Origin of the sequence: Streptomyces sp. 13-12-16 (assembly GCF_002114215.1) — a bacterium.
GTDB lineage: Bacteria > Actinomycetota > Actinomycetes > Streptomycetales > Streptomycetaceae > Streptomyces.
This window is the reverse complement of record NZ_NCTE01000557.1, coordinates 1-4,294: the sequence shown is the minus strand read 5'-3', so window position 1 is coordinate 4,294 and position 4,294 is coordinate 1. Positions and strand designations below refer to the sequence as shown.

Annotated in this window: 6 protein-coding genes; 2 read left to right on the top strand and 4 right to left on the bottom strand. The window is 73.8% G+C overall.

Annotated elements, in window-relative coordinates; genetic code table 11:
• Positions 1-86 precede the first annotated feature (86 nt).
• From B7767_RS22565 to B7767_RS22555, 3 genes are all read right to left on the bottom strand, one after another.
• A complete protein-coding gene (locus tag B7767_RS22565; RefSeq protein WP_085573794.1) occupies positions 87-437 on the bottom strand; it encodes a DUF488 domain-containing protein in 351 nt (116 codons plus the stop codon).
• 77 nt (positions 438-514) lie between these two features.
• Positions 515-766, bottom strand: coding sequence for a WhiB family transcriptional regulator (locus B7767_RS22560; protein WP_085573793.1), 252 nt, complete (start codon positions 764-766; stop codon positions 515-517).
• A 115-nt stretch (positions 767-881) separates the two neighbouring features.
• Positions 882-2,102, bottom strand: a complete 1,221-nt coding sequence (locus tag B7767_RS22555; protein WP_085573792.1) for a saccharopine dehydrogenase family protein — start codon at positions 2,100-2,102, stop codon at positions 882-884.
• Between the two features lie 131 nt (positions 2,103-2,233).
• Here B7767_RS22555 and B7767_RS22550 point away from each other — a divergent pair, with 131 nt between their 5' ends.
• Complete coding sequence (locus tag B7767_RS22550; protein ID WP_085573791.1) at positions 2,234-2,935, top strand: TetR/AcrR family transcriptional regulator; 702 nt, start codon at positions 2,234-2,236, stop codon at positions 2,933-2,935.
• 68 nt (positions 2,936-3,003) lie between these two features.
• On the opposite strand, the gene B7767_RS22545 is transcribed toward B7767_RS22550, so the two are convergent.
• Positions 3,004-3,900: a LysR family transcriptional regulator ArgP gene (locus tag B7767_RS22545; RefSeq protein ID WP_085573790.1), complete on the bottom strand. Its 897-nt coding sequence runs from the start codon at positions 3,898-3,900 to the stop codon at positions 3,004-3,006.
• A 70-nt stretch (positions 3,901-3,970) separates the two neighbouring features.
• Between B7767_RS22545 and B7767_RS22540 the strand changes: the two genes are divergently transcribed.
• A partial coding sequence (locus B7767_RS22540) for a LysE/ArgO family amino acid transporter (RefSeq protein ID WP_179167242.1) occupies positions 3,971-4,294 on the top strand: 324 nt, incomplete at its 3' end.

The window sequence follows — 4,294 nt, the reverse complement described above, 5'->3', positions numbered from 1 at the left end:
CCCCCGCGCGGCGGCAGCCGCGCGTCGGTACGGTCCCGCGCCCCTCCGGGGCGCCGCCGAACCGCCGGCGGACCCCGCCGGCCCGCTCAGTCCGCCAGCAGGCGGGCCAGCACCTCCGCGTGACCGGTCTCCGGGCTCTTGGACGCGGTCAGCAGCGTCACCGGGCCCTTCCCGGCCAGTTCCCGTACGTGATCCAGGAGTTCGGCGGCCTCCGGGGCGGCGAGTTCCGCCTCGTAGCGCTCGCGGAACTCCTCGTAGGACCGGTCGTCCGCGTGGTACCAGCGGCGCAGCCCGGTGGACGGGGTCAGCCCCTTGGGCCACTCGTCCACCCGCGCCGCGTCCTTCGCCAGACCGCGCGGCCACAGCCGGTCGACCAGGATCCGGACCCCGTCGTCCGGCTCGGGCGGTTCGTAGGCACGGCGCACGCGCACGCTCATGGTCGGCCCCTTCCGGCGGTGTCCCGCGAGCGTACTGCGGCACACCGGGCCGGGCACGGCGAGCCCGCCGTGCCCGGTCAGCCGGAGGAGCGCCGGGCGGCGATACGGCGCTTCAGGGCACGGCGTTCCGTCTCGCTCGTACCGCCCCACACCCCGATGGACTGCCCCGTGTCCAGCGCCCACTGGAGGCACTGCTCCCGCACGGGGCAGCGCCGGCACACGGCCTTGGCCTGTTCCGTCTGCATCAGGGCGGGTCCGGAGGTGCCGATCGGGAAGAAGAGGTCGGGGTCCTCGGTCCTGCAGGCCGCACGTTCGCGCCAGTTGTCCATCGAGAGTCACCTGCGATCATCGGTGTGAAGAGGGTCAGACGCCCTTTTGGGCGCCTTACTCCCTTTCGGGTGACCTGTCGACCGGCGGTGAAACAACGGGACGCCGTGCGCGCGGTCACTGTTCGCGCAGCCCCCAGGGCGAGCCGTACGCGGTCAGCAGATCCAGGAACGGCCTCGCGGGGAACGCCTCCGGACCGAGCACGCCCGTGCCCGACCAGGCGCCGCCGGCGAGCAGTTCGAGGGCGACGACGGGGTTGACGGCGGTCTGCCACACCACGGCCTGGCAGCCGTACTCGGCCATGGACCACTCGTTGTCGACCACGTGGTACAGGTACACCTCGCGCGGCGCCCCGTCCTTCACGCCCCGCACCCAGGTGCCGGCGCAGGTCTTGCCGTGCATCCGCTCGCCCAGCGTCGCCGGGTCGGGCAGACAGGCGGCCACCACGTCCCTGGGGGAGACCCGCACCGGACCGTCCGGGCCGGGCACGGTCACCGGTTCGGTGCGGTCCAGGCCCAGCAGGCGCAGCGTCCTGAGCGTGTCGATGAACTCGCGGCCCAGGCCGTACTTGAAGGTCACCCGGCGGGCGTCCACCCAGCGCGGGACGAGCAGCACCTCCTCGTGCTCGACGTTCACGCACTCCACCGGGCCGATGCCCTCGGGGAAGTCGAACACCTCCGGCTCGCTGAACGGCTCGGTGGTGAACCAGCCGCGGCCCTCCTCGTAGACCACGGGCGGGTTGAGGCACTCCTCGATCGTGGTCCAGATGCTGAAGGACGGCGCGAAGCCGTAGCCGTCCACCGTGAGGTTCGCGCCGTCGCGGACGCCGATCTCCTCGATCTCGTCGAAGAGTTCGTCGGCGGCGTACCGGGCGAAGACGTCCGACAGCCCCGGCTCGACGCCCATCCCGACCAGGGCGAGCGCACCGGCCTCCACCCACTCCCCGGACCGCGCGAACTGCTCGTCGCCGAGCTTGACCCCGCACTCCTCGTACGGCCGTTCGGCGTGCGGCCGGGACAGCGACATCGCCATGTCGACATAGGTGGCACCGGCGCGGCGCGCCGCGCGGAACAGCGGCATCACGAACCGGGGGTCGGTGGCGTTGAGCAGGACGTCGCAGCCGTGCCGCTCGAGCAGCGCCACCACCCCGTCCTCGTCACCGGCGTCCGCGCGCTCGGCACGGAACCGGGCCCCCTCCGCGCCGAGCGCGGCGACCGCCGCCTCGGCCCGGGACGGGTCGTGGTCGGCCACCACCATCCGGTCGAAGAACGGCCGCCGGGCCGCGATCCGGGTGACGGCGGTACCCACGCCGCCGGCTCCCACCAGCAGTACACGCATGACGGAGCACTCCCTCTCTGCCTCGTGGATCCTCGTGGATCCGGGATGTGTGCGGGGCCCCGGCCGGAGATACAACGCCGCGCGACGGCATAAGGTCAATGGCGTTGGCATAAGAGCGCGAGGAGACGACGATGCCCAAACACGTGGTTCCCGAGGAGCGCCGGCGGCGCCGCAGGCCGACGAGGAGCGGCCGGGTCCTGTCCGAGACGCTGATCGTCGAGACGGCGCTGCGCCTGCTGCGCGAGCACGGCAGCACGGGTCTGACCGCCCGCCGCCTCGGCCTCGCCCTGGACTGCGACCCGAGCACCCTCTACCGCTACTTCCGCGGCATGGACGAGCTGACCCTCGCCATCGGGGACGCGCTGATCGGCCAGGCGCTGCACGGCTGGCGGCCCACGGGACAGTGGCGGGCCGACCTGCGGGACGTCGGGCTGCGCATCCACGCCGCCTACGTGTCGCACCCGCAGGCCGCCGTCCTCACGGCGAGCCGGGTCTCCGGCCGGGCGAACGAACTGGCGGCCGACGAGGCGGTCCTCGACGTGCTGCGCACCGCGGGCTTCCCGCTGCCGGAGACGGTCCGCGTCTACCACGCCTTCATCGACACCACGCTGGCCTTCGCCGCCCTCGACGCCGCGTCCCTGGCCCTGCCCGACGCCGCACTCCACGCCGACGAGGAGATGTGGCGCTCCACCTACGCCCGCCTCCCCGCCGCCACCCACCCCCGCATCGCCGAGGCCGCGCCCCTGCTGGCCACCCGCATGGTCACCAGTGCCTACCCGACGGCGCTGGACATGCTCCTGGAGAGCGCCGGGAACAGCCTGGCGGGATCCTAGCCGGGGGGTGCCCCATCTGTTCGGCCGAGGGGAACGGAGGTAGGGCGGGCCGACGAGCCGACGGGCCCTCAGCGGCGCAGCGCTCCCGCCGCCGCCTCCGTCACCGCGTCCGCCACCGCCGCCAGCGCGGGGGAGTCCAGCTTCCACTGCTGCCAGTACAGGGAGATGTCGACCTCCCGGTCCGGGGCGAACACCGTGAGGCGGCCGGCCCGGAGCAGGGGGTCCGCCTGGGCCTCGGGCACCATGCCCCAGCCCAGGCCCGCGGCGACCGCCTCGGCGAACCCCTCCGAGGTCGGCACGTGGTGGCGCAGCGCGCTCGCCTCGGCGCGTCCGCGTGTGAGCCGGCGCACGAAGCCGTCCTGGAAGTCGTCCTTCCGGTCGAACACCACCACGGGCGCCACGGGCAGTACCTCCCGCAGCGGTCCCGCGAGATGCCGCACGGCGAACTCCGGGTTCGCCACCGGGAGATAGCGCATCCGTCCCAGAAGCCGCACGGAACAGCCCGGCACCGCGTCCGGCGACGAGGTCACCGCGGCCATCACCGTCCCCTCCCGCAGCAGCGCCGCCGTATGGGCCTCGTCCTCCCGGCGCAGTTCGAAGCGGAGCCGCGAGTCGGCCGGCAGGCGGGTGAGGGCCCCGAGGAACCAGGTCGCCAGCGAGTCCGCGTTCACCGCCACCGGCACCCGGGTCGGCTCCCCGGCCCCGCTCAGCCCCAGCTCGGCGTACGCGTCCCGTTCCAGCCGGGCCGTCTGGCGGGCGAGCCTGACCAGCACCTCGCCCGACTCGGTCGGCCGCACCGGCTTGGTGCGCAGCAGCAGCACCCGCCCCGTGCGCTGCTCCAGAGCCTTCACCCGCTGGCTCACCGCCGAGGGCGTGACGTGCAGCGCGGCGGCCGCCGCGTCGAACGTCCCCTCGTCCACCACGGCGAGCAGGGTCCTCACCTGGTCCAGCGGAAGATCCGTCATCACGAGAGCTAATGGTACGTAAGAATCATTAGCTGTACTGCAGATCCTCCGCGCCCGTAGCGTCGTCGCCATGACCAGCGCCCTGACCACCGCCGCCGCCGGATTCGGCACCGGCCTCTCCCTCATCGTCGCCATCGGTGCCCAGAACGCCTTCGTCCTGCGCCAGGGCGTCCGCCGCGACGCCGTACTCGCCGTCGTCGGCATCTGCGCCCTGTCCGACGCGGCGCTGATCGCCCTCGGGGTCGGCGGGGTCGGTGCGGTGGTCGTGGCGTGGCCCGGCGCGCTGACGGCGGTCGGCTGGATCGGCGGCGCGTTCCTGCTCGGTTACGGCGCCCTGGCCGCCCGCCGGGTGCTGCGCCCGGCCGCCACCGGACTGGAGACGGCGGGCGAGGCG